The 26300-nt window shown below is 73.0% G+C and carries 8 protein-coding genes; 2 read left to right on the top strand and 6 right to left on the bottom strand.

Annotation, left to right across the window (positions count from 1 at the left end):
* Nucleotides 1–173: 173 nt before the first annotated feature.
* From ACIP37_RS36675 to ACIP37_RS36655, 5 genes are read right to left on the bottom strand one after another with little or no spacing between them, the layout of a single operon-like run.
* Nucleotides 174–19541, bottom strand: a complete 19368-nt coding sequence (locus ACIP37_RS36675; RefSeq protein ID WP_400845332.1) for an SDR family NAD(P)-dependent oxidoreductase — start codon at nucleotides 19539–19541, stop codon at nucleotides 174–176.
* Nucleotides 19538–21532: an asparagine synthase (glutamine-hydrolyzing) gene (asnB, locus tag ACIP37_RS36670; protein WP_400845328.1), complete on the bottom strand. Its 1995-nt coding sequence runs from the start codon at nucleotides 21530–21532 to the stop codon at nucleotides 19538–19540. The genes ACIP37_RS36675 and asnB overlap by 4 nt, the downstream gene beginning before the upstream one ends.
* An 11-nt stretch (nucleotides 21533–21543) precedes the next feature.
* Nucleotides 21544–21795 (bottom strand): phosphopantetheine-binding protein, encoded by a 252-nt coding sequence (locus tag ACIP37_RS36665; protein WP_350884062.1) that lies wholly within the window; start codon nucleotides 21793–21795, stop codon nucleotides 21544–21546.
* A gap of 3 nt (nucleotides 21796–21798) precedes the next feature.
* Nucleotides 21799–22644, bottom strand: a complete 846-nt coding sequence (locus tag ACIP37_RS36660) for an acyltransferase domain-containing protein (protein WP_363626112.1) — start codon at nucleotides 22642–22644, stop codon at nucleotides 21799–21801.
* Nucleotides 22645–22653: 9 nt separating this feature from the next.
* Nucleotides 22654–23616: a LysR substrate-binding domain-containing protein gene (locus tag ACIP37_RS36655; protein WP_363633446.1), complete on the bottom strand. Its 963-nt coding sequence runs from the start codon at nucleotides 23614–23616 to the stop codon at nucleotides 22654–22656.
* 764 nt (nucleotides 23617–24380) lie between these two features.
* On the opposite strand from ACIP37_RS36655, the gene ACIP37_RS36650 reads away from it, so the two are divergent.
* Together ACIP37_RS36650 and ACIP37_RS36645 are read left to right on the top strand one after the other, a co-directional pair.
* Nucleotides 24381–24956, top strand: coding sequence for a MarR family winged helix-turn-helix transcriptional regulator (locus ACIP37_RS36650; protein WP_400845324.1), 576 nt, complete (start codon nucleotides 24381–24383; stop codon nucleotides 24954–24956).
* A 463-nt stretch (nucleotides 24957–25419) separates the two neighbouring features.
* Entirely contained in the window at nucleotides 25420–25998 is a 579-nt protein-coding gene (locus ACIP37_RS36645) for an ABC transporter ATP-binding protein (protein ID WP_363633444.1), read from the top strand.
* Here the strand turns inward: ACIP37_RS36645 and ACIP37_RS36640 are convergent.
* Nucleotides 25923–26300, bottom strand: a 378-nt coding sequence (locus tag ACIP37_RS36640) for an amidohydrolase family protein (RefSeq protein ID WP_400845320.1), incomplete at its 5' end; no start/stop codon positions are given. The two genes, ACIP37_RS36645 and ACIP37_RS36640, sit on opposite strands and share 76 nt — an antisense overlap.

Below are 26300 nucleotides of genomic sequence, written 5' to 3'. Positions count from 1 at the left end.
GAGGGGGCCCCCTGGGCGGGCCGCGCCGACCTCCCCCGCACCGCCCCGACCCCCCGGGGGGGGCCCCCCCGCGGGGCCTGACCGCGCCGTTCGCCTACGGGGCCCCCGTACGCCGGGCCGCGCCCGCGGGCGCGCCCCGGCTTCCGGGTTTCGGGGGCGGTCCGCGGAACGGCCTACCGCAGGCCCAGCTCCTTGCGGACGACCGCGTACCACTCCTCCGTCATGCGCCGCGCGGTGGCCTCCTCGAAGACGTTCGCGTCGTACTTGAGGAAGACCTTGAACCCCTCGCCGTCCCGGTAGGACTCGGCGGAGAGGACGTACTCCCCGGCGTAGGGCAGGTCGTCGAACAGCCGCAGGTCCAACTCCCCGGGCGCGGCCGGGGCCGCGTTGGTCAGCAGGTCGGCGCCGTCGAAGTTCTGGAACAGGAAGTTGGTCAGGACCAGCGGTTCGTCGTCCGCGCCCACGGCCCGGGCGATCTCCAGCAGCGGGTAGCCGCCGTGCTCGATGCCGCCGACCACCTTGCGCTGAAGGGACTTCAGCAGCTCGGGGAAGCCGCCGACGGCCGTGCAGCGGATCGGCAGGCAGTTCGCGAACTGGCCGACGACGTCCTGGAACCGCTCCTCGTAGCGGGCGACCGCCGTCATGCCGAGGACCAGGTCGTCCTGCCCGGTCAGCCGGTGCAGGAACCGCACGTACGTCGCGAACAGCACGGTGGCGACGCTGACCCGGTGCTCGCGCGCCGCGTCGGCCAGGGCGGCGGCCAGCGGCGGCGGCAGCTTGACCGTCGCCACGTCCACCCGGGGCATCCGCTTGGGGTCGTACGGCCGGTCGTAGGGCAGCGCGAGCGCCGGTCGATGACCTGCCAGCTCCCGCAGCCAGTAGTCCCGGTGCTGCCGCGCGCGCGGGCCGGCGAGCAGCGCCTCCTCCCAGGCGACGAAGTCGCCGTAGTCGGCGCGGCTCACGCTCCCCCGGCCCTGGTAGGCCTCCTTGAGCGTGCGGATCAGGACCGCCGTGGACGTGCCGTCCAGCAGGATGTGGTGCGCGGTGATCAGCAGCAGGCGCCGCCGCCCGGCGAGGGAGACCAGGTGCGCGCGGACCAGCGGGCCCGTCGCCAGGTCGAACGGGAGGTTCACCAAGTCCCGCAGCCCGGCCAGTTGGGCGGCGCGCTTGGTGGCCGTGAGGTCGACCCGTTCGAAGGACGGCGCCCGGCCCGGGTCGATGTCCATGAACGGCACGCCGTCCCGCTCGCCGAAGACGGCGCTCAGCACCGGATGGATGCCGCTCTGGGCGCGGACCGCCCGCTCCAGGGCGGCTTCGTCCAGCTCGCCGTGGATCTCGAAGAGGAGCGGGAGGTTGTAGGCGGTCGACTCCGGCGAGCGCTGCTGGTCGCGGTACATGGTCAGCTGGCCGCACGAGAGGTTCCACCGCTCGCCCGCCGGGCCGGCCTGGGCATCCGCCGTGGCCGTCGCGGCGGCCCCTGCACCGGCGAAGTGGGCGCACAGGCCGTCGACGGTCTCGACGTCGAAGAGCAGGGTCGCGGAGACGTCGTCACCGAACTCCTCGCGCAGGGCGTTGGTGAGCTGGAGGACCAGGATCGAGTCCAGGCCGTAGTGGGTGAGCGGGGCCGCGGTGTCGATCCGCTCGGCCGGGATGCCGAGCACGGCCGCGGCCTTGTCGAGGATGAGCGCGGACAGGTCGGAGCGCGACGCCGGTGCGGCGGAGGGAGCGGGGGCGGGCGCGTGGCTCGCGGCCGGCGGGGCGGGCGCGGGCTCCGGCCGGGGCGTCGGCACCACGGCAGGCACCGCAGCAGGCACGGCAACAGGCGCCGCGACAGGCGCCGCGACAGGCGCCGCAGCAGGCACCGGCCGGGTGACGCCCTTCGGCCTGGTCCCGACCGCCTGCCGGGCCACCCCGTCGCTCTCCGCCGCGATGACCTGCTGTCCCAGCGGCAGCGCCTGCGACAGCGGGAACACCACCGTCCCGAAGCCCTCCCCCGCCAGCACGTCCCGCCAGTTCTCCGGCGACAGCGCCGGCGAGCCCGGGATCCGCAGCGACCGGTCGTCGAACAGCCACCAGCCTTCCAGCAGCCCGAAGGTGACGTGGCTGAACAGGTCGAAGGCCGACAGTTCGTTCAGCAGCAGCCACCCGCCGGCCCGCATCGCGGCCTTGGCGTTGCGCAGGGTGTTGCGGGTGTCCTTGGTCGCGTGCAGCACGTTGGCCGCGATCACCAGGTCGAACCCGCCCTCGCCGACGTCCTGCCCGGCCAGCGGCCGTTCGATGTTGAGCAGTCGGCAGTCCAGGTAGGGCACGCCCGGCCCGTAGGTGGCGCGGGCGTGGTTGAGGAAGGCCTTGGAGAGGTCCGTGTAGACGTACGTCTCGATGCTCTCCTGGTACGGCTTGAGCGCGGCGAACATCCCGGCGCTGGTGCCGCCGGTGCCGGCGCCGATCTCCAGGATCCGCAGCCGCGCCCCCGGTTCACGGCGCAGCCGCTCCGACACGACGGCGACGGCGGCGCCGGCCATGGCGCGGTTGAACACGTCCGCGACGTGGTTGTTGCGGTAGCAGCCCTCCACCAGCTCCACCGAACCGCGCGGGAACATGACGTCGGTGGGCCTGGTCCGGCCGGTCACGATGTCCGGCAGCGCCCGCAGCATGGCGGAGGCCAGCCGCAGTTCGGCCTTGCGGTCGGCGTCGGCCGACCAGGACTCGCACTGCCGGTCCCACTGCGCGAGGACGGCCTCCGCGAGCACGCCCGCCGTGGACACGGCCTCCGTCGGCCCGGCCGACACGGTGGCCCGCCGGGCGTGCTCCAGCCAGTCGGCGTACACCGGCAGGATCGCGGTGCGGTCGACGGTCGCCAGCTGGGCCGCCAGGACCTTCGCCAGCCACGGGTCCCGCTCGGTCCGGCGCCACCGCACGACCTCGTCCATCAGGCCGTCCACGCTCTCCGGCGCGAGCAACAGCTCGCCGCGCACCCGGGAGGGCGTCCGGCCGTGCACGGTGACCTGGGTGGCGCGGTCGAAGTTCGCCAGGGTGTTGTGCTGGTTGGTCTTCACGAAGGCCAGCTGCCGCTGTTCCCCGCCGAGCAGGGCGTCCAGGGCGGCGAGCCCCTCGCGCGGCTCGATCGACACCAGGCCGACCCGGCTCAGCCGCTCCCGGTAGAACTCGGAGGTGACGCTCCCGAGGTTGCCCCACCACCCCCAGTTCATGACCCTGACGGGGGTGTCCCAGTGCTGTCCGAGCGCGTGCGCGTAGGCGTCGCTGAAGGTGCAGCCGGCCGCGTAGTTGCCCTGGCCGGCCGCCGTCGTGAAGGACTGCATCGACGACAGCAGCACGGCGAAGTCCAGTTGCTCGCCGTCGAAGACCTCGGCCATCGCCGTCGTGACGTCGACCTTGGCCGCCAGCCCCGCGCGCAGGGTGGCCTCGTCCATCCGGGCGAAGGTGCTGTCCCGCAGGACGAGCGCGGCCTGCACGACCCCGTCGATCCGCGGGTGGCGCTCCTTGACCTCGCCGACGGCCCGGCGCAGCGCGGCCGGGTCCCCGGCGTCGGCGCTGAGGTAGCGGACGGTGCCGCGTCCCTGGACGGAGCGGAGCCGTTCCTCGATGGCCGCGTCGGGTGCGCTGCGGCCGATCCAGGTGACGTGCGCGCCGTACTGCCGCACCACGTGCTGGGTCCAGGCGGTGCCCAGGCCGCCGGCGCCGCCGATCACCACGTAGACGCCGCCCTCGCGGTAGACCGGTTTCGCGGGCGTCTCGCACGGCGCCCAGTGCCGGGCCAGCCACTGGCCGGCCCGTCGGACCCAGGCGTCCTCGGACGAGCGGGCGGGCAGGGCGGTGAGGTCGGCGGGCCAGTCGGGGCCGTCGAGGTCGACGCGCCGGACGGTCCACTGCTCGTACTCGCGCCCCAGGGAGCCGAACAGGCCGTGCAGCCCGGCGTGCGCCGGCTGGACGGGGTCGTCGGCGTGGGTGGCGAGCGCGCGGGTGGTGACCAGCGTGATCCCCAGCGGCCGGGCGTCGTACCCGGCTTCGATCAGCGCCTTGATCAGGCGGAACGCGGCGACGACGCCGTCGTTCTGGGCGGCCGTGTACCCGGCGGCGTCGACGGGGTCGAGCTTGGGCTCGGGCGCCGTCCAGACCAGGTGGTCGACCGGTCCGAGGTCGCGCAGTGCGGCGGTCACCTCCTCGACGGAGGCGGACGGCGGCAGCGGCCAGGTCAGGGCGCCGTCGAGCGGTGTCGGTCCGCCGACGACCAGGACCCGGTCGGTGCGAGCGGGTACGGGCGCGTCGGTGGCGGTGGTCGGGTCCCAGACGGGCGCGTACAGCGCGGGCTCGCTCCGGACGGTGCGGCGCGAGGTGTAGCCGGTCAGCCGCACGCAGACCGCGCCGTCGGCGTCGACCAGGTCGATGTCGAGCTTGTCGAGCGGCCCGGCCGCGCCGCCTCGCACCACGGCCCACATCGCCGACTGGCACGGGGCGTACAGGTCGAGCCGGTCCAGGGCGAACGGCACGGCGGTGTCCCGCATGCCGGTGAGGTGGGGCGCGACGGCCGCCTGGATCGCCGAGTCCAGCATCGCGGGCGCCAGCGGTCCGGGCTCCGCCGAGCCGGGCAGGGCCAGTTCGGCGAGGACGAGACCGGAGCCGACGTGCGCCTGCCGGATCGCCCGCAGGCTCGGGCCGTGGTCGATGCCCATCGCCACCAGGGCCTCGTGGATCCGCTCGCCGGACACGGTCTCCCGGCAGTCCGCGCGCAGCGCGGCGAGGTCGACCGGTGCCGGGCGCGGGGCGTCGGACGACGCGATGGCGCCCTCGCAGCACACGGTGGAGCCGGTGCCGATCTCGAACCGGTGCCCGCCCTGCTCGCTCGCGCGGACCTCGACCCGGACGTCGACCGGGGTGTCCGAGACCTCCAGCGGCTGCACCCACGTGACGTTGCGCATCCGCACCCGGGTGGCGCCCAGCGCCTTGCGGGCGAGTTCGAGGTAGGCGACCGCGGGAAGGAGGTGACGGCCCTGCACCACGTGGTCGCGCAGCAGGCCGTCCGTGCGGGTCAGCGTGACACCGGTGCCGTCACCGCTGGTGCCGCCGTTGCCGGTGCCGCCGTTGCTGCTGCCGGCGGTCGGAGCCCAGTGGCGGTCGCGGGCGAACGGGTAGGTCGGCAGCGGGATCCGTCGGCCCTCGGCGGGCGCCAGGTCGTCGTCGGGCAGCCGGGCCGGGACCGTGCCGTCCAGCACCTGGACCAGCTCGTCGCGGTCGCGGACCACGCAGGCGAAGCGGTGGGCGAAGCGTTCCCGGCCGACGGCCAGGGTGTAGGCGAGGTCGCCGAGGTCGATCGACGCGTGGGCGCGGACGTGGAGCGCCAATCGGCGCCGCTGTTCGAGGAGTTGTTCCTCCGTCCGCGCCGAGAGGACCACCACGTGGTCCGTCCGCGGCGCGACGGCGGTGCGCGCGACGGCGTCGGCGACGGCCGGGGCCTCCTCGATCACCAGGTGCGCATTGGTGCCGCTGGCGCCGAAGGAGCTCACCACCCCGCACCGCGGCACCCCGGCGGGGCTCTCCCAGTCGTGGGTGCGGGTGCTCAGGTAGAACGGGCTTCCCACCAGCGGGATCGCCTCGTTGGCGGTCTCGAAGTGCAGCGAGGCGGGGATCTTCCGGTGCTTGATCGCCAGCAGCACCTTCAGCACGCCCGCGATGCCCGCCGCGAACTGGGTGTGGCCGATGTTGGTCTTCAGCGAGCCGACCGCGCAGTACTCCGTCCGGTCGGTGCGGGCGCGGAACGCCCGGTTCAGCGCCTGGAACTCGATCGGGTCGCCGAGCTTGGTGCCGGTGCCGTGCGCCTCGACGAGTCCGATCCGCTCCACGTCGACGCCGAACCGCTCGTACACCTCGCCGAGCAGGCTCTCCTGGGACACCGAACTCGGCGCGGTGATCCCGTTGGTGGCGCCGTCCTGGTTGACGCCGCTGGCCTTGATCACGCCGTGGATGTGGTCGCCGTCGGCCAGCGCGTCCGCGAGCCGCTTGAGCACCACGACCCCGACGCCCTCGCCGGGCACGAAGCCGTCGGCGCGGTGGTCGAAGGTGTGGCAGCGGCCGGTCGGCGACAGCATCCCGGCGCGGCCCGCGAGCCGGTACAGCCGCGGCGTGGACTGGAGGAACACCCCGCCCGCCAGCGCCATCGAGGTCTCGCCGGACCACAGGTCCTTGCAGGCCAGGTCGATCGCCACCAGCGAGCTGGAGCACGACGTGTCGACGGCGATCGCCTGGCCCTTGAGGTCGAGGAAGTACGACACCCGGCTCGGGATGACCGAGGTCATGTTGCCCCACAGGGTCTGCGCCGGCGCCTCCGGATCCAGCAGCCCCTGGTAGTCGCCGGCCCACGCCCCGACGTAGACGCCGCAGCGCGCCCGGCCCATCCGGCCCGCGTAGCCGGCGTCCTCCAGGGCCTTCCAGGACTCTTCGAGCAGCAGCCGCTGCTGCGGGTCCATCACCGCGGCCTCGGTGCCGGAGATGTTGAAGAACATCGCGTCGAACTCGTCGATGCGGTCGAGGAAGCCGCCCCGGGTGCAGGTGCTCAGGCCGTCGAGGTCGAACCGGGTCGCCTCGGTGACCAGGTCGTCGCCGTCGGCCAGGTGCGTCCAGAGTTCGTCCAGCGAGTCGGCGCCGGCGAACCGGCCGCTCATGCCGATCACCGCGATCGGTCCGCGCTCCGCGCTCCCGGTGCCGCTGTCCGGCTGCCCGGCCGCCACGGGCCGTGCGGGCCGCACGACCGGTGGCGGGGTGCTCTCCCGTGCGTCGGCCGGCTCCGTCGCGCCCTCCGTGTGGACGATGACGCCCCGGTACTCGGCGAGCAGGTGCTCGGCCAGCCGGTCGGCCGTGCTGTAGTCGAAGACCACGCTCGTCGGCAGGTCCAGCGTCAGCGCGCCGTTGAGCTGGTCCACCACGCGGATCGCCAGGATCGAGTCCAGGCCGTAGTCGGCGAACGCCAGCCCGCCCTCGACCTCCTCGACCTCCATCGCCAGCGCGCGGGCGATCTTCTCCCGCACCACGGCGGGCACGATCTCGTCCAATCCCCTGTGCGCGACGGCGGGTTGGACGATCGGCGCCGCGATCGGTGCCGCGATCGGTGCGGGCGTCGGCACGGGCTCGGGTGCGACCGCGAGCGCGGGTGCCGGCGTCTGCCGGGTCAGGTCGCCGATCCAGAACCGCTCCTTGGCGAACGGGTACGTCGGCAGCGACACCACCCGCCGTGGCGCGCCCTGGCGCAGGCGCTCCCAGTCCACCTCGGCGCCGGCCGCCCACAGCGCTGCCAGCTTGGACAGCTTGCCGGCCGCGATCCACTGCCGGACCAGCAGTTCCTGGAGGTCGCCGTCACCGGTGATCTCGGCGAGCAGTCCGCCGGATTCCCCGGCGGTGCCCCGGTGCCCCCGGCCGCCCCGCAGGGCGGCCCTCAGCTCCGCCGTCGACGAGACGGCGACCGCGTACCGCTCGGCCATCGCCTCCCGCCCGACCTGGAGCGTGAAGGCCAGGTCGGCGAGGGCGGTGTCCGGGTTGCGGTCGAGGAATCCGGCCAGCCGGTCGACGGACGCCGTGAGCTGGTCGGGAGTCCTCGCGGAGAGGACGACGACGTGTTCGGCCTGTTCGGCCTGTTGGGGTTGTCGGGCTTGTTCGGCGCCGTTGCTCGCGCCGTCGGTGGGCTGCACGGAATACTCCTCGACGATCACGTGTGCGTTCGAGCCGCCGGCACCGAAGGAGGACACCGCCGCGATCCGCGGGCCGTCGGAGTGCCACGGGCTCAGTTCGCGCTGGACCCGGAACGGGGTCCGTTCGAAGCTGATGTTCGGGTTGAGCTGTTCGGCGTGCAGGCTCGGGACGAGTTGCCGGTGCTTGAGCTGGAGCAGGACCTTCGTCAGGCCGGCCACCCCGGCCGCGGCCTCCAGGTGACCGATGCCGGACTTCACCGAGCCGATCGCGCAGAACTGCCGCTCCGCGGTGTCCCGTTCGAAGGCCTTGGTCAGGCCCGTGATCTCGATCGGGTCGCCCAGTTCGGTGCCGGTGCCGTGCGCCTCGACGTAGCCGACCTGCCGGGCGGAGACCCCGGCCTGGTCCAGCGCCCGCCGGACGACATCGGCCTGGGCGACCGGGCTCGGCACGGTGTAGCCGGTGGAACGGCCGCCGTGGTTGACGCTGGAGCCCCGGATCACCGCGAGCACGCGGTCCCCGTCGGCCACCGCGCGGGACAGCGGCTTGAGCAGCACGCACCCGACGCCCTCACCGGGCACGAACCCGTGGCCGCCGGTGCCGAAGCTGCGGCAGTGCTGGTCGGGCGAGAGCATCCCGGAGCGGCACAGCTCGACGTAGTCCAGCGGGTGCGCGTAGAGGTTCACGCCACCGGCGATCGCCACCTCGCAGGCGCCGCGCCGGAGTTGTTCGCACGCCTCGTGGATCGCGGTCAGCGAAGCCGAGCACATGGTGTCGATCGTCAGGCTCGGCCCGCGCAGGTCGAGCAGGTAGGAGGCGCGGGCGCTCAGCGAGGCGAACGACAGGCCGGGCACCACGAGTTCGCCCGAGGGCAGCCGGCCCACCTCGTGCCGGGCGTGGCCGACCTTGGTGACGCCCGCGAACACCCCGACCCCGTGGCCGTGGCGCTCGGCGAGGCGCGCCCTCGTGTACCCGGCGTCCTCCAGCACCTCCCACGCCGCCTGCACGAACAGCCGCTCCTGCGGGTCCATGGCGTAGGCGTCGCGCGGGGCGATGCCGAAGAACCGGGGATCGAACGCGGCGAAGTCGTCCAGGAAGCCGCCCCACTTGCTGTAGCTGCGGCCGGTGGCCACCGCCGTGTTGCGGTCGGGCTCGAAGAAGCCGTCCAGCGGCCAGCGGTCCACCTCGCGGACGCAGTCGCGGCCCGCCGTGAGGTTCTCCCAGAACTCGTCCAGGTCGGCGGCGCCCGGGTAGCGGCCGCTCAGCCCGATCACCGCGATCGGCTCGTCGGCGCCGGGCGCCGGCCGGTCGGGGACGGCGGTCGGCCGAGCGCTGGTGGCCCGCTGTTCGGCAGTCGCCGCCGGCTGGTCGCCCGCCACCGGCTGGTCGGCCGTGGCCGCCTGCCGGCGCGCCGGTTCCCGCCGGAGGCCGGCGAGTTGACCGGCCACGGCCCGCAGGGTCGGGTGCTCGTAGAAGATCGTCGAGGAGACCTCGGGGTAGGTCCGCACCAGCTCCCGGTTGAGCTGGATGACCATCACCGAGTCCAGGCCGATGTCGACCAGCGGGCGGTCGGGGTCGACCGCGCCCGGGGCGAGCCCGCTGACCTCGGCGAACAGGGCGAGGAGGTGGCCGAGGACGTTCGGGTCGGCGCCACGGACGGGAGCCTCCGGAACGGGAGCCGTCGGCGCGGGAGTTGTCGGCGCGGCGGCCGGGGCCGGTGTCCCGGTCGGCACCCGCGTCGGGTCGCCGTGGTGCACCCACACCTGGTCCGCCCCCGCGTTCCAGGCGTCGACCAGCGCCGTGAGCCCGGCTTCCGTGGGCATCGGCGCCAGCCCCCGGTCCTCCCACAGGTAGGCCCGGGTCCGCTCGCCGACCTGCATGCCGCCGTCCTCCCACAGCGGCCAGGCGATGGACAGGGTGCGCCCGCGGCGCAGCCCCTCGGCGACCCGCGCGTTGCGCGCGGCGGCGAACTCGTCGAGGAAGGCGTTGGCGGTCGCGTAGTCGGACTGCCCCGGGTTGCCGGTGACAGCGGCGCCCGAGGAGAAGGTCAGCACGAACTCCAGCGGGCAGTGCCCGGTGGCCCGGTCGAGGTGCACGAGGGCGTCCACCTTGGTCGCGAGGACCTCGTCCCACTGCTCGGCGGTCTTGTCCGCGAGCAGCGAGTCCCGCACCACGCCGGCGGCGTGCACGATGCCGGTGACGGCGCCCGCCTCGGCGACCAGGTGCCGCACCTCCTCCCAGCGGGAGACGTCGGCGCGCACGTACCTCGCGTCCGCGCCGGCCTGCCGCAGCTCGGCGAGCAGGCGGTCGATCCGGCCGTCCTGCGGCGAGCGGCCGGCCAGTACGACGGTCGGCCGCCGGACGTCGGCGGCGATGCGCCGGGCCGTCGAGGCGCCGATCCCGCCGGCCCCGCCGGTGATCAGGTACACGCCGCCGTCCCGCCAGGGCTTGCCGGAGGCCGTTCCCGCACCCGGGCCCGGGAGTTCGGCCGGGGCCCAGCTGCGCGTGTGCCGGACACCGTCGCGGTAGAGCACCAGGTCGTCGGCGGCACGGGCGTTCTCCGCGACGGCGGCGGCCAGGTCGGTGCCGTGGACGCCGTCGATGCCGATGACCTGGCCGACGATCCGCGGGTTCTCCTTGGTGACGGTCCGCAGCAGGCCCGCGAGAGCGAGGTCCGCCGTGACGACCTGGACGAGCGTGGTGCCGTCCCGGGCGTCGAGGCCGCGGACGGTTTCCAGCAGTTGCCACGACAGGTCGCGGAACCGGCTCTCCGGCCGCTGCTTGACCGTGTCGAGGCGGATCGCCTCGGGTACCTCCCCGTCGACCCCGCACAGCACGACGACGCGCCGGTCGTACCGGCCGGTCGCGGCGGCGGGCGTCGGCGTCCAGCGGGCGGTCAGCAGGGTCGTGCCGCTCTCCTGCCGGGTGCCGGGGGCCCAGAAGCGGTCCCGGGCGAACGGGTATCCGGGCAGGTGCGCGCGCCGGGGCGTGCCGTCGCCGAGCAGCGAACGCCAGTCGACGGCGCCCCCGCCGACCCACCGCCCGATCGGCTCCGGCTCGGCTCCGCGCTCGCCGGTGGTGACGAACGCCCTTAGCCCGTCGACGAGTTCGGAACGGGACGAGACGACCCAGCCGACCCGTTCCGCCATCTCCTCGCGGCCGACCTGGAGGCTCCACGCGACGGACCGCAGCGACACCTGCTCCGACTCCGGGGACTCCAGGTAGGCGAGCAGGCCCCGGGCCCGGTCGGTCAGCTGCCGGGCGGTGCGGGCGGACAGCGGCACCGCGACCGGCCCGCCGTCGCCCTCCCCGTCCCGGTCGCCGCGTACGTACTCCTCGACGACCACATGGGCGTTGACGCCGCCGAACCCGAAGCTGCTCACCCCGGCACGCCGCGGCGCGGGGCCGCCGGCACCGCTGCGGGGGCGCGGCCAGGCCTCGTTGTCCCGCACGATGTGGAACGGGCCGCCGGCCAGTTCGATGTACGGGTTGACCTCCTGGAGGTGCTGAGTCGCGGGCAGCACGCCGTGCTTGAGCGCGAGCAGCACCTTCAGCAGCCCGGCGATGCCCGCGGCCGACTCCAGGTGGCCGATGTTGGTCTTGACCGAGCCGAGGCCGCACGCCCCGTCGTCGCTGCGGCCCAGCCGGCGGAACGCGGTGCGCAGCGCCCGGACCTCTACCGGATCGCCGAGGGCCGTGCCGGTGCCGTGGGTCTCGATGTAGCCGATGGTGTCCGGGTCGAGGTCGCCGACGGCGGCCGTCACCAGCTCGGCCTGGGCGTCGGCGTTCGGCGCGGTCAGCGAGTTGGCCCGGCCGCCGTGGTTGTAAGCGCTGCCCCGGATCACCCCGAGGATCGCGTCACCGTCGCGCTCCGCCGCCGCCAGCGACTTGAGCACCACCACCCCGACGCCCTCGCCCCGGACGTAGCCGTTCGCGCCCGCGTCGAAGGTCTTGCAGAGGCCGTCCGGGCTGAGCATGCCCGCGCGGTGCGCGCTGACGAAGGTGTCCGTGCTGAGCAGCACGTTGACCCCGCCCGCGACGGCCAGGTCGCAGGTGCCGGAGCGGATCGCCTCGATCGCGCGGTGCACCGCCACCAGCGAGCTGGAGCAGGCCGTGTCGATCGGTTCGCTCGGGCCGCGCACGTCGAGCAGGTACGAGATGCGGTTGGCCAGGATCGAGTGCGTGGTGCCGGTCGAGGTGAAGGCGTCCGGTCGCACGCCGAGCGTGGCGAGCAGCGTCGCGTAGTCGTTGCCGGTGACGCCGATGAACACGCCCGTGTTGGTCGGCAGGTCGGCGGGCCGGTACGCGCTGTCCTCCAGCGCCTGCCAGACCGTCTCCAGGACGAGGCGGTGCTGCGGGTCCATCAGTTCGGCCTCGCGCGGCAGGATGCGGAAGAAGCCGGCGTCGAAGGCGTCGACGTCGTCCAGGGCTCCGATCCGTTGGGGGAAGTCCTGGGCCTCGATGGCTTTGCGCTGCTCCTCGTCGTAGCGGTGCAGCGGGAACGCGGTGACGGAGTCCTTGCCCGCCAGCAGGTTCGCCCAGTACTCGTCCAGGTCGCGGGCGCCCGGGAAGCGCCCGGCCGCGCCGATGACGGCGATCGGCCGGCGCGGGTCGGGCCCGGTGCGAACCGGCTCCGACTCCGGCTGGGGCTGGGACTGGGGCTGGGGCTGGGGCTGGGGTTCGACCTTGATCTTGACCCCGGCCTCGGCCTTCACCTCGGCCTTCACCTCGGCCTTCACCTCGGCCTTCGCCGTGGCACCGTGCTCGTCGACCAGGTGGGCGCCCAGCGCCTCCAGGGTGCTGACGTCGAAGAACACCGCCGGGCTGACCACGACCCCGAACCGCTCGTGGATCTCCTTCGCGAAGGTCACCAGCGAGATGGAGTCGAAGCCGAACGCGTCCAGTCCGGTACCCGGGTCGAGATCCTCCGGCTCGAACTTGAGGATCTCGGCGGCGATGGAGCGCAGGACGTCCACGACACCCGACACCGCCGACACCACTGGTACCTCCTGCTCAGCCGGTACGACCGGCTCCCGCTCTCGCACCGGGCGGGCCTGCGGCGCCGGACGATCGCCCGGCGCCACCCCTCCGGTACCGCGCCGCACCCCGGCCAGTTCCCCGACGACCTCGCCCGTGCCCCCGACCAGCAGGATCCGGTCGTCGCCGAGGACCACGTGCGTGACCGGCGAACCGGCCCGCACCCGGATCTCCCCGACCTGGTTGAGCGCGACCAGGGTCCAGTCCGGCGCCCCGGCACGCTTGGCCTCCCACTGCACGCCCTGGGCGATCGCCGCGAGCACGAACGGCTCGACGGTGACGTTGCGCCGGACGTGGTCCTGCTGGAACGCGGGACTGCCGATGGTCAGCACCGTCCGGCCGTCCGGCGCGCGGAACACGCCCTCGACCGCGCACGAGGCCGGCTTGTAGTCCAGCCCGCCCTCGGCCAGTTCGGCCAGGAACTGCTCCCGGGTGAGGACCTCCCGCAGTCCGGCCGGCTCGACCCGGCCGGACGGCGCCGTGGCCGCCCCCCGCACGGTGAACTCGACCACCGCCGCCCCGTCCCCGGTCCGGACGGTGCCGTGGCCGTCGGCGAACTCCGTGACGAGCCGCGTGGTCGTGGACCAGTCGACCGGCCGCAGCACGCGCAGGTCGTGGACCGACGCCTCGGCGGCGAACCCGCTGACCTTCGCGGCGGCCAGCGCGAGGTCCACCACGAAGGTGGGCACGATGGTCGGCGCCTTGGCCAGCCGGTAGCCGTAGTCGAGCAGGTCGGTGAGGTGGACGTCCAGGGCGTAGCGCAGACCCCGGACGTCGGATTCGTTGCGCCCCAGGAAGGGGTGCAGCCGCTCGCGCAGCGCCAGCGGGGCCAGCACGGACGGTGCGCCGTCGGTCTGCTCGATCCAGCAGCGCACCTTCTCGAACGGGTAGGCGGGCAGCGACACCCGGCGTGCCGTCGGCAGTTGGTCCCAGTCGACGCTCTTGCCGCCGGCCCAGGTGGCGGCGAGTTCGTGCGCGGGCAGCTCCCGCCGCCCGGCCAGGTAGCCGTCGACGGCCGCCAGCGCGGACCGCCGGTCCCCCGCCACGAACGCCCAGCGGTGCGGCAGTTCGTTCTTTCCGACCCGCAGGGTGTACGCGATGTCGGGGAGGTCGGCCTCCCGCGCCCCGGCGAGGTGGTCGCGGAAGACCGCCAGGTAGCGCCCGAGCGCGGCCTCGTTCATCGCCGAGAACACGAACAGCTGCTCACCGAAGGGCTCTTGGCGCACCGGCCGTTCGGGGTACTCCTCAAGGATGATGTGCGAGTTCATGCCGCCGGCGCCGATCGAGGTGATGCCGGCCCGCCGGGGGTGGGTGACCTGGCGGCCGTCCACCTCGGTGACCATCGGCTGCCAGTCGGCGAGCTTCTGCTGCACCTGGAACGGGGTGTCGGCGAAGTCGATGTCCGGGTTGAGTTCCGTGCTGTGCAGGGACGGCGCCAGCTTGCCGTGCCTCAGTTGGAGCAGCACCTTCGCCAGGCCGATCATGCCGGCCGCCGCGAGCAGGTGCCCCATGTTGGCCTTGACGGACCCGAGGGCGCAGAACTGGCGGTCCGCGGTGTACTTGCGGAACGCCGACGTCAGGGCGCGGACCTCGATGGGGTCGCCCAGCGCGGTGCCCGAGCCGTGCCCCTCGACGTAGCCGATCGTCCTCGGGTCGACGCCGGCGTCCTCGATCGCCTTCTGGATCGCGTGCGCCTGCATGCCCGGGTTCGGCACGGTGAAGCCGTTGCGCGTCCCGGCGTTGGACAGGGCGGTGCCCTTGATCACGGCGTACACGTGGTCGCCGTCGCGCTCGGCGTCGACCAGCGGCTTGAGCACGACCGCGCCGACGCCCTCGCCGAGGATGGTGCCGTCCACGCCGTGGCCGAAGCTGCGGATCACGTCGGAGGTGCCGGTGGTGAAGTGCTCCTCCGAGGAGGTGATCAGGTTGTACGGGTGCAGCATCAGGTTGACGCCGCCCGCGACGACCATCCGGCACTCACCGGCCCGCAGCATCTGCACGGCCTGGTGCACGCACGTCGACGAGGCGGAGCACATGGTGTCCAGGAAGATCGACGGCCCGGTCAGGCCGTAGAAGTAGGACAGCATGTTGGGCAGCGTCCCGGTGTAGCTGCCGCTCTGCGGCGCGCCCCTGGTCAGGCTGTTCTGGAAGCCGTACAGGTTGTAGTGGTTGCTCATGGTCCCGACGAGCACGCCGACGTCGCCCTGGTAGCGGCGGTGGATGGTCTGCCGCGAGTAGCCGGCGTCCTCCAGCGCCTCCACGCCCGACTGGAGGAACAGCCGCACCTCCGGGGACATCTGCTCGGCCTCGCGCTTGGAGATGCGGAAGTAGCGGGGGTCGAACTTGTCGAGGTCGCGGAGGAAGGTCCCGGTCCGGATCACGCTCTTGCCGCGGACGGACCGGTCGCTGTCGTGGATGGCCTCGTGGCCCCAGCGGTCGGCGGGGACCTCCTCGAAGGTGTGCCGGCCGTTCTCCAGCAGCTCCCACAGCTCGTCCATCGTGTCGGCGCCGGGGTAGCGCCCGGACACTCCGATGATCGCGATGTCGTGCCGGTCGTCGCGCGCGGGTTCGCGGACCACGGTGACGGCGGACGCGGCCGGGGCCTCGAACCGGGCGGCCGGGGCCTCGGGCTGGACCGCGGGGGCCTCGGTCTGAACGACCGGGGCTGCCAAGGCTTCCGAGGTCTCCGCGGTTTCCGGGCTTTCCGGGGTTTCGGCCGGACCGGTCGCCCCCAGCACCGCCTCCAGCTGCGCCCGCCGGGTCTCCACGAAGTGCGCGGCCACCTCGGCGATGTTCAGGTACTCGAAGAAGATCGTCTTGGACAGCGGCCCGAACACCTTCTCCAACTGGGCGGTCACCCCGAGGATGCTCAGCGAGTCGATGCCGTACTCGATGAGGTTGGTGGTCGACTCGATGTGCTCCGGATCGTGCCGCAGGACCTCGGCGACGACCCCCCTGAGCAGTTCCTCGGTGCGCTGCAGCAGGTCGCCCTCGCCCGCGCCGCCTGACGGAGCAGCGGTGGTGGACGAGGCGGTGGCCGGGGCCGCGGGGGCCGGGGCCGGGGCCGCCCGGCGTTGCGCGGCCAGGGTGGCCTTGGCGCCGTAGGCGACGACGAGGTGCGCGGGGGCGTCGGCGAGCAGGGCCCGGCCGAAGGCGCGCAGCCCGTCCTCGGTGGGCAGGTCCTCCCAGCCGCGCTCGCGGCGCAGGGAGTCGCGGGTGACCTCGTCCAGCGTCATGCCGCCGTCGGCCCACAGCGGCCAGCTGATCGCGGCGGTCCGGCCGCTGCGCTCGCCCGCGTCGACCAGCGTCCGGCGGTGCCGGGCGAAGGCGTCGAGGAAGGCGTTGGCCGCCGAGTAGTCGGACTGCCCCGGGCTGCCATAGACGCCGGCGACCGAGGAGAAGAGCGCGAAGAACTCCAGGTCGAGGTGGCGGGTCGCGGCGTCGAGGTTGAGCGTGCCGCGGACCTTCGGCGCCGTCACCAGGCGGACGTCGGCCAGGTCCTTGCGCAGCAGGTACTGGTCGCGCAGCAGGCCGGCCGCGTGCACGACGCCGTCGAGCGACCCGTGCTCGCGCACGATCGTGTCGACCGCGGCGCGCACGCCTGCGGCGTCGGCGACGTCGACCGGCAGGTAGTGCGCGTCGACCCCTTCGGCGCGCAGGGCGTCCACCGAGCCCGCCGGGGAGCGTCCGCTCAGGACGACCGTCGCCCCCGCGCGGCCCAGGTAGCGGGCGAGGTGGCGGCCGATGCCGCCCAGGCCGCCGGTGACCCAGTAGACGCCGCCGGCCCGCAGCGCGGGCACCTGCGGTCCGGCGTCCAGTCGCGTCTCGACGGGCTCCAGCACCTGCCGGGTGCCGTCGGCGGTGTAGCGGACCTCGGTGTCGGCGGAGTCGTCGGCGCACTCCTCCCGCACGATCCGCGCGAGCTGCTCGGCGGAGGCCGCGTCCAGGCCGGCGACCCGGACGACCCGGCCCGAGACGAGCGGGTTCTCCAGGGCGACGGTGCGGAACAGGCCCGCCAGCGGTGCGTGGAAGTGGGCCGGTACCCGGGCGTCGATCAGGGCCACGAAGCGGTGCCCGGTCCGGGGAGAGGACGCGAGCACCTGCTGGACCTCGGCGAACACCTGCTCGGTCGCGGCGTCGACGCCGTCGGCCGGGCTCGCCCGGGTGATCTCCGGCAGGGTCAGGAGGTGCGCGGTGCGGGTGGCGCCGCCGTCCGCGTCCAGCGGCCGGTCGGTCCACCGGGTGGTCGCCGTGACGACGCGCGGGCCGGCGTCGGTGGTGCGCTGGGCGAGCCCCCGCAGGCTGGCGCTGATCACGCCGTCGCCGTCGCACAGGTCGATGTCGAAGGTGGTGAGCGTCCCGGAGCCGGCGCTGCGTCGCACCCAGGCCCAGGTCTCGGCGGGGCAGGGCCGGTACACCTGGAGCTCGTCGAGGGTGAAGGGCAGCGTCGGGCCGGCGGCGGCGCCCGTCAGGACCACGGAGGTCTGGAAGGCGGCGTCCAGGACGCTCGGCGGCAGCACGCAGCCGTCGGCGCCGGTGGTCCGGATGCGGGCGATCGCCTCGTCGCGGCCCAGCCGGAGCCCGCGCAGCGCGCGCATGGCCGGGCCGTACTCCAGGCCCTGGGCGCGGAAGGCGGCGTAGACCTCGTCGGTGCCGCGGGTGGTGCGGCAGGCGGCGCGCAGGGCGTCCAGGTCCAGCGGTGACGGGTCCGGCAGGGTGACCAGTTCGGCGGTGCCGGTGCTGTGGACCGTCTCACCCTGCCGGAACTCGAACGCGATCGCGTCCTCGCGCGGCGTCAGCGCGAGGTCGACGTCGACCGGTTCGCCGACGACGATCGGCCGCAGCCACGCGAGGTCGCGCAGCCGGACGGCCCCCTCCCGGGCCGCCGCGCGCTCCACGGCGGCGCGCGCCATCTCCAGGTACGCGACCGCGGGCAGCACCCGCCGGCCGCGGACCAGGTGCGAGGCCAGGAAGGGCTCGGCCCCGGTGAACGTGGAGGTGTAGCGCTGCTGCGCCAGGTCGGAGGTGTTGCGGTGGACGAGCGGGTGCAGCAGCGCGGCGCCCGGCGCCTCGGCCGGCGGCGTGACGTACCAGTGCCGGTCCCGGGCGAACGGGTAGGTCGGTAGCCGGACGCGACGCGCCCCGGGATACCCGGGCCAGTCGGCGCCGCCCCCGCTCGCCCAGTCCTGCGCCGCCGCGACCAGTTCGGCCCCGGCCCCGGCGGGGTTGCGCACCTCGCCGTCCGCGACGGACTCCAGCGCGGCCACGAGCTGCTCCCGGTCCGAGACCAGGAACACGGCCCGGACCCGCATCGCTTCGCGGCCGACCTGGAGCGTGTGGGCGATGTCGGCCAGCGCCTGGCGCGGCCGCAGCGGGGTCTCCGGTGCCAGCAGGTGGTCCCGCAGGCCGCCCGCGAGCACCCGCAGCCGCTCCAGGTTCTTCGCCGACAGCGGGACGACGTACGGCCCCGCGGGCTCGGCGGTGCGGTCTGCCGGCCCGCCGAGGTGCTCCTCCAGCAGCACGTGGGCGTTGGTCCCGCCGAACCCGAACGAGCTGACGCCGGCCCGGCGCGGCACTCCGTCGCCGCCCGGCCACGGCCGGGTGTCGCCGACGATGTAGAACGGGCTGCCGTCCAGGTCGATCAGCTGGTTCCTGGTCCGGAAGTTGACCGTCGCCGGGAGGGTCCCGGCGGCCATCGCGCCGATCACCTTGACCACGCCGGCCACGCCCGCGGCCGATTCCAGGTGGCCGATGTTGGTCTTGATGGAGCCGATGCCGGTGCTGTCCGGCCGCGGTGACGTCCCGTGGGCGTCGTGCAGGCTCTGAAAGGCGCGTTTGAGGCCGACGATCTCGATCGGGTCGCCGACCGGCGTGCCGGGCCCGTGGGCCTCGATGTAACTCACCGTCTCGGGCGTCACACCGGCGCGGGTGTAGACGTCCTCGATCAGCGCGGCCTGGGCGGCCGGGTTGGTGACGGTCAGCGAGTTGGTCTTGCCGCCGTGGTTGGTGCCGACGCCCTTGATCACCGCGTGCACGGGGTCGCCGTCCGCCAGCGCCCTGGCCAGCGGCTTGAGCAGCAGGACGGCGCCGCCCTCGCCCCGGACGAAGCCGTCCGCGTCCTGGTCGAAGGCGTGCGAGCGGCCGGTGGGCGAGAGCATGCTCGCCTTGCTGAACGCCACGAACAGCTTCGGCGACCAGCACAGGTTCACGCCGCCGGCCAGCGCCAGGTCGCAGTCGCCGTTGTGCAGGGCGGCGACGGCCTCGTAGAGCGAGACCAGGGAGCTGGAGCAGGCGGTGTCGTTGGCGATGCTGGGGCCGTGGAAGTCGAAGTAGTAGGACAGCCGGTTGGCGACGATCGAGTAGGCCGTGCCGGTCGGGAAGTAGGCGTCGGTCGGCACGTCGTCGCGTTCGATCAGCTCGGCGTAGTCGCCGTGGCACAGGCCCATGAAGACGCCCGTGCGGCTGCCCGCGAGTTCGCCCGCCCGGTAGCCCGCGTCCTCGATGGCCTTCCAGGCCAGCTCCAGCGCGAACCGCTGCTGCGGGTCCATCGTCTCCGCCTCGCGCGGGGAGATGTTGAAGAAGGCGGCGTCGAAGCGGTCGGCGTCCTCGACGAACCCGGCCCAGACGCTGTACGTCTTCTCCTCGCCGCCGCGCGGATCGCCGAAGTAGCGTTCCTTGGACCAGCGTTCGGCGGGCACCTCGGTGATCAGCGAGCGTCCGGCCGCGAGGTGGTCGAACAGCTCGACGAGGGTGTCGGAGCCGGGGAACCGCAGGGCCAGCCCGATGATCGCGATGTCGTCGGTACTCATCGGCTCTCCCCCACTCGCTGCACGGCACGGCGGTTGTCCACGGTCACCCGCAGGTTCAGCGCGGCGCTCGACGCGCCGGCCGGCGCCGTACCGCCGCCCCGCACGAACTGCTGGTGGAGCACGGCGGTCGTCAGCAGGTAGAGGAAGGTCTGGTCCTCCTTGGTGCTGACCTCCTCCACCGGCGAGGTCATGACCTTGTCGACCAGGCGCCGGGCGAACTTCGCGTCCAGGCAGCCGATCCCGGCCAACTCGTGGTCGGACAGCAGCAGTTCCAGGTAGTCCGGGCGGCTTTCCTTGAAGGCGGCGCTGCCCGGCGCGCGGTAGGGCTGCTTGGGGCGGCTGGTGGTCCACTCCGGGAGCTCGGCACGGAACGCCTTCTTCAGGATGGCCTTCTCGACCTGGCCGTCGTCGTAGCGCAGGTTCACCGACGCGGCCGCGCGCACCACCGCGGGGTCGAGGAACGGGCAGCGGTTCTCCACGCTGTGCGCCAGCGCGGCCCGCTCCCCCTGCGTGGACAGCAGGAATCCGGGCAGCAGCGTCTTGTACTCCAGCCACTGCGCCTTGTGCATCGCGGTCATGTCCGCGTAGCCGGGAGTCCCAGCGACGAGGTCGAGCAGGTCGGCGAACGGGTCGATCCGGTCGGCGAGCAGCCGGGCCGCGAACCTCCCGTTCTGGTACCGCATCTCGTGGGAGAACAGGCCCGGCAGCCGTTCCACCGAGAACTGCTGGTACAGGCCGAGCAGGTGGGCCTGGTGGGCGGAGCCGAAGTGCTCCAGCTCCGGGTGCAGGCCGGCCAGCCGGGTGCGGCGCTCGCCGTCGGTCAGCTCGTTCCACCGCGCGCGCAGCAGGGTCTCGCGGAACAGCGAGTAGCCGAGGAAGGCCTCGTCGGCGCCCTCGCCGCTGAGGATGGTCTTGATCCCGGCGTCGCGGACGTGCCGGGACAGCAGGAACATCGGCACGAACGAGGTGCGGAAGGTCGGAACCTCCGCGTGGTACACGGCGGCCGGGAAGTGGTCGGTGATGTCCTCGCTGGTGATCGGGACGGCGGTGTGCAGGGTGCCCAGGTGCTCGGCGACCAGGCGCTGGCTGTCGGACTCGTCGAAGGACTTGTCCTGGAACGCCACCGAGAAGGTGCGGACCTCGTACGGGGAGAGCTGGGTGGCCAGCCTCGTCACGATCGAGGAGTCCAGGCCGCCGCTCAGGTAGACGCCGACCTCGACGTCGGAGCGCAGCCGCAGCTCCACGCTGGTGCGCAGGGTCTGCCGGAGCATGTCGATCGCCTCGGCCTCGGTGCCGTCGAAGCCGGGCACGTCGAAGTCGAGGTCCTCGTAGGGGCGCAGCGAGCGGCGGCCCGCGCTGATGGTCAACGCGGAGCCCATCGGCAGCTGGCGCACGCCCCGGAACGGCGTGCGGTCGGGCAGCGGCGTCCACGCGGCGTAGGTGGTGGCCAGCTCCCTCGGGTCGAACTCGAAGCGGAAGCCGGGGAAGGCGCGGAACGCCTTCATCTCGGACGCGAACAGGAAGTCCCCGCCCGCGTCGGCGTAGAACAGCGGGCGCTTGCCGTAGCGGTCGCGGGCCAGCACCAGGTCACCGGTCGCCGCGTCCCTGATGGCGACGGCGAACGCGCCGTTGAACCGGGTGAAGCAGTCCGACCCCCACTGGATCCAGGCCTGGAGCACGACCTCGGTGTCGGAGTGGTCGGTGCGGAACGGGCGGCCGAGGCGCTCCAGTTCCGCGCGGAGTTCGATGTGGTTGTAGATCTCGCCGTTGAAGCAGATCCAGTAGCGCCCGGAGGGGTCGGACATGGGTTGCGAGCCACCGGCGAGGTCGACGATGGCCAGCCGCACCGCCCCCATGGCCATGCCGTCGTCGAGGTAGTAGCCCGCCTCGTCCGGCCCGCGGTGGTGGATGTTCGACAGCATCGAGGTGATGACCTCGGCGGTGGCACCGGGGTGCAGCGAGGTCGAGAGGAAACCAGCCAGCCCGCACATGATCCGTCCTTCTACTTCGCGGAGATCTTCTTGGTGACGAACTCGTCGATCGCGGTGAGCGAGACGAAGACGTTCACGAGGATGTCCTCCGGGGAGATCTCGACGGAGAACTCGGACTCCAGGAACTTCATCATCCTGACGTAGCCGAACGAGTCGATGACCCCCGCCTTGAACAGGTCGGTGTCCGGGGTGATCACGTCGTCGAACTCGAAGAGGAAACGGTCTTCCAGGTACAGCCGGATCGTGTCCGTCGTGGTTGCCATGTGTCAGACTCCAGCCCTGATTTTGAACACCATGTGAGTGAGGGCCAGGCCCCCGATTTCGGTGAATTCCAGCTCGGCGTCGCCGTCGAGCAGCCCGCGGACGCTGTCGGTCCAGCGCACCGGGGCGACCAACTGCTCCGTGAGCATGCGCGTCACCTGTCCCGGCTCGTACGGCCGGCCCGTGACGTTGGAGATGACGGGGGTGTCGGGATCGGCGAACTCGAACTCCGTCAGGAACTCGGCGAACCGCACCCTGGCCGGCTCCATGTACCGGGAGTGGAAGGGCGCGCTCACCTTGAGCCGTACGAAGCGGATCTCCCGGCGCTCCAGGCAGGCGTGCGCCGCGTCCAGGACCGGCGGGGTGCCCGCGATGACCACCTGCGAGCCGGTGTTGAGGCCGGCGATGTCGACGCCGTCGACGCCGTCCTCCGCGAGGATCTCCAGCAGTTGCCCGGGCGGTGTGTTCATGACGGCGGTCATGCCGCCCTCGGAGGCCGCCGCCATCAGCTCGCCGCGCTTGGCGACCAGCCGCAGCCCCGTCTCGAAGGCGAAGGACCCGGCCGCGAGCAGCGCGTTGTACTCGCCCAGGCTGTGCCCGAGGTAGACGTCCGCCTCCCGGTCCCCGTGGTGGACCCGCTCGAAGGTCCGCAGCGCGTTGACGACGAACAGCGCCGGCTGGGTGTACTCCGTGCGGCCCAGCAGGCCGTCCGGGTCCTCCGTGCACAAGGAGACCAGGTCGTACCCCAGCACGTCCGAGGCGTACTGGACCAGCCCCGGGTACCGTTCGAAGACCTCTGCCCCCATTCCCTTTTCCTGACTTCCCTGACCAGCGAAGATGACTGCCAGCACGACGCTCCCTCAACCCATGACTACCTGCTGACCTGCACTGACCTGCGCCCGACCCGCCCCGACCTGCCCCCGGCTCGCCCCGACCGCGACCGCGGATCTGAGCACGTCCAGGAACGCCCTGCCGCGGCTGCTCATGGCCAGCTCGGGCATCACGGCCGCGCCCAGGGTCGCGGGCGGCAGGTCTCCGACCAGCTCGACCTCGCGGACCCTGCCCCCGTCCAACGTCGTTGCGGTTCGGGCGGGTTGATACATCAAGGCGAACCCGGCACCGGCGGCCACCAGGCCGCGAAGCGTCTCGATGCTCGCCGCCTTCACCACCCGCGGCATGCGGACGCCCGCGCGGGAGAACATCCGCTCGGCGTGACGGAGCACGCTCGGGACGTTCAGGGCGACCAGCGGTCGACCGGCCAACTCGTCCAGAGCGAGCGGGCCGGCCAGGCCCGACGGGTCGTCATCCGCCAGCAGGGCGTGCACCGGCAGATCGACCAACGGGTGGAACCTGGCGTCGCCCGCCAGGAAGTCGTACGTCACCGCCAGTTCGCACCGGCCGTCCCGGAGGAACTCCAGCAACCGGTCGGCGGACGCCTCGTGGAGGTTCAGCTCCAGCGCCCGGTGCCGCTCCCCGGCCAAACGGTGGACCAGCGGCAGCAGGAACGGGGCGATCGGGAAGAAGAACCCGACGTCGAGCTGGCCTGCCGTGTCGCCCGCCAGGGCGTCGCCCTGCGCCTTGAGGCTCCTGGCCTGCCCCAGCAACGCGCGCGCCTCCCGCAGCAGGTGGCGACCGCTCGGCGTCAGGGAGACCCCACGGGCATGGTGACGGAGCAACAGCTGAACACCGAGCTGACGTTCCAGCCGCATGATCGCCGACGAGACCGTCGACTGCGAGGCGCACAGCTTCTCCGCCGCCTCCGAGATGTTGCCGATCTCGGCGGAGACGACGAAGTAGCGCAATTGAGTGAGACTGAATCCCAAGCGATCGGTCATAGCGCGCGGAAACCTTTTCCCGGAATCTGGCCATGCGGATTTTTCGGGGTCGGCGGGCGACCGCCGGAGAAATTCTGAATTCGGTGACGAACCACGGGCGATCAGCCCGCGGCGGATCCGTGAAAGGCGCACCGGGGCGCGGTGACCGGCCTCGGTACGCAGGGCGACGGCGGCCCGTGGCGACCGCGGCGGGTCGCCCGTGCGGAGCCGGTCACGTCGACGCGTTCCGCTTCGGGCCGTTCGAAGTGTTCGAGCAGTACGGCGAGTTCATGCCCGCCGCGGCGTCAACTCGACTTTCTCGGCGCGCTGCCGGGCGATGCGGGCCCGGCAAGCTGCCGGTCCGATCTGCTTGACGCCGACGCGCGCAAATGGCTGGACACCGAGCTATTCCGGTCCAGTACTATCTGCCGGAGGTAGCCCAATCCCGGATTCGTTCCAGGGAACGGGATGACGGGGACATGTGCGATGACCATGGTGACACTTTCCTCAGCTCCGGTCATAGACGAGAAGCTATCGGGCGGGATGTCGCGGTCCAGGCTCATATGACATGAGCAGATCAACTACACAGAGAGCAAGAAACCGGACAAGTCTCCGATGAGCGTGCCCAGGTCGCCCAGCTCGAAGCGGGCCACGTGTCATACGGTAACTGAAAGGTTACCGGTTAACAAGTTGGAGCATGTGCACGAATGGATGAAACGCAGGCGGTATGGCAGCTGTGGGTACAGAGCCGTCCTGACCTCGACCTTTCGTCGATGGAGATCATCGGCGGCCTCCGACACGCCCACGCGATGCTGGAGTTCCTCCTTGAACCGGTGTTCGAAGCGGCGGCCGTCAGCTCATCGGAGTTCGACGTGCTCTACCACCTCCGCCACTCGACCGAGCCGACGATCGCGCGCCGCCTCGCCGCCTCGATGGGGCGGTCGCCGGCCGCGCTGAGCAAGGCACTGGCCAAGCTGGAACGGCGCGCCCTCGTCGTCCGGACGGTGAATCCCGCGGACCGGCGCGCGGCGCTGGTCTTCATCACCGACGCGGGCGCGGCCGCCGTCGACGACGTCATGCCCAAGCGCCTGGCCATCGAGCAACAGGTCCTCGGGGCACTCAGCGACGGACAGAGCACGCAGGTCCGGATCGCCCTGCGGCGTCTCGCCGAAGCCATCGAAGCCCAGGCCCTGCGCAGCCCGCCCGCCGACCCGGAGACCACCACCACCCCGGCCTGGACTCCGCCGCGTTCGCCGTCACGCGAGTCCCCGTCCCGCCCCCCTCGGGCGCCCCGGCGACAGCTCGCCAACGCCAAGCCTCCCCGGAGCGGTTACCCGACGGAGCTGTGAGCACCGCCGCCACCGGTGACTCGACTCGGCCGACAGCACGTGGACTTCGGGCCCGGCGGTGATCGCGACCCTCGACACCGAAGCGGTGCCCGGCGCCCCACCGCGGACGCCGGAGGATGAGCGACCGGGCGACGGGCGCACCGGCGACCGCCGACTCGCGCGGAACAGCCCGCCAGCAGAGCTGGCGGGCACCTGGTCGAGCACGGCGCCACCCGGCACCTGGCCGGGCACGGGGCGGACGAGCTGTTCACCGGGGGCGCCGCCTATCTGCACACGCTCTTCCGCCGCCGCCCGGTGACCGCCTGGCGGCAGTTGCGCGCCCACCGAGGACGGCAGCGGGGCGACGACGGCCGGCCGCACCACCTCCGGACCGCAACCGGACCAGGGCCCGCCGTCGGCGCCTTCGCTGGAGATCCGCGATCTGCGGTTCGGCTACAGCCCCGACGCGCCGGTCCTCCGGGGGTTGTCGCTCACCGTTCCCGCGCACGCGCTGGTGGCCCTGGTCGGCCCGTCCGGGGCCGGAAAGTCGACCGCCTTCGCCCTGATCAACCGCTTCTACGAGCCGTGGAGCGGCAGCATCCGCATCGACGGGCGGCCCGCCACGGACCTCGGCCTCACGGAATGGCGCTCACACCTCGGCTGGGTCGAACAGGACTGCCCGATCCTGCACGGCACCCTGCGGGACAACCTCTGCTACGCCGCCCCGGACGTCACCGACGACCGGCTCTGGGAGGTCCTCGACCTCGTCAACCTCACCGGGAAGGTGCACGGCCTGACGGCGGGCCTCGACACCGAGGTCGGGGAACGCGGGGTGCGCCTGTCCAGCGGCGGACACCGTCGTCATGCTCTCCGACGGCACGGCCGCCGCCACCGGCACGTACGCCGAGTTCCTCCGCACCGACCCGGGATTCCAGCAGCTCTGCGGACACCGGCGGACCGCGGACCGCGGCTCCGCCACCCCGCCGGTCAGCCGGCCCGGGGCAGCAAGCGCTCGCCGCCGAGGACCCAGCGGCCGCGGCGCATGACGGCGACCAGGTCGTAGCCCTCGGAGTCGAGCACGACCAGGTCGGCCTGCTTGCCCGTCTCCAGCGAGCCGATCGAGTCGGCGAGGCCCAGCAGGCGGGCCGGGGTGGCGGACAGCGACTCGACGGTCTGGTTCAGCGTCAGGCCGTTGACGGTGAGCGAGCGCTTGAACGCGACGTCCAGCGTCAGGGTGGAGCCCGCGATGGAGCTGCCGTCCGGGAGCATCGCGACGCCGTCCTTGACCTCGACCTGGAGCGGGCCGAGCGGGTAGAGGCCGTCGCCCATGCCGGCCGCGCCCATCGCGTCGGTGATCAGGGCGAC

The organism is Kitasatospora sp. NPDC088861 (genome assembly GCF_044750105.1).
Lineage (GTDB): Bacteria > Actinomycetota > Actinomycetes > Streptomycetales > Streptomycetaceae > Kitasatospora.
Note: the sequence above shows the minus strand (reverse complement) of the source record. Positions and strands in the feature narration are given on the sequence as shown.